The 1,004-nt window shown below is 51.9% G+C and carries 1 protein-coding gene; it reads right to left on the bottom strand.

Annotated features, from left to right (window positions below; translation table 11 throughout):
• Positions 1–1,004 (bottom strand): hypothetical protein (locus B7Y67_RS19390; protein ID WP_293600031.1); only part of this gene is annotated, 1,004 nt, incomplete at both ends.

The following is a 1,004-nucleotide window of genomic DNA, read 5'->3' as shown; positions in this document are numbered from 1 at the left end:
GCTCTTTAGCGTTCAGGCTATTCAAGCCCATGGCTGGCGATGTCTTACCTTCCCTGCGCAGGTCATTTTCCTGATCAGCGGCGTCCCACATCTTGACTTGTTGTTCTTCGGTGAAATCTTTGGTGATCAGGCTGTCCAGGCGTGTCCACTCATGCTGCGCCAGACGTTCTTTGTTGGCGTAATCTTTGGCAAGGGCGCGCGCTTGATCGCTACCTCCTGCCGCCATCGGCGCAACGGCAAGTTGGCCTTCGTTGATGAGCTTGGCAACCATACCTTTGGTCGCCTCGATCATGTCATGGCCGGGAAGTTTTACGAGTGGCTTTGATTCGCCAGCGCTTGCGCCTTCTGGACTATTTCCATGCAGGTCATCTTCTTTAGCTCTTCGAGAGAAAAGGGCGTCGAAGTTTCTGGGAGTAGATGAATCCCCCCAACGGAGAACTTGCTCCAGTATGCTTCCTCGCCGTCCGGATGTCTCTGAGCCTTCAACACCCATGAGGGTTTTAAGCAGTATAGCGCGACGTGCTGTCGCCTCACCAAGTCGCGGTGATCCATCCATTCCTGATCCGTCAATACGTCGTATGGCGGATAACGTATCAGTAGAAACGGGTTCACCTTGAGCGTCTCTGAATGTTGCTGTGTCAAAGTCATAATGGTAATCCCGAAGTTCCGGCGCAAGGTTTTCTGCCGTGGTCACAAAAGTATGGATTAACGCCTCTACCTTGTCAATGCTTTTCCCATGCCAGTTTAAAGGCTCAATACCATTCGGAACGTCACCTTTTATCTGTTCGCGCGCGGCATCCAGATGATCAGTTGTGCCAAAGCGCAACGCCGATGACAGCATATTGCTGGTGCGCCTGAATACGGCAGCCCTTGACAACCCATTTGGGTCGCCAACAAACACCTTATGCGTGTTGTAAGCGTAATTTGCTACAGCTGCATAAATAGCCTGCCCATCGCTTCCAGGCTCTAGCCTGCTGACATCAATCCACACTTTACCGTTATCA

It is taken from the genome of Polynucleobacter sp. 35-46-11, from assembly GCF_002281105.1.
This window is presented reverse-complemented; position numbering and strand designations above follow the sequence as displayed.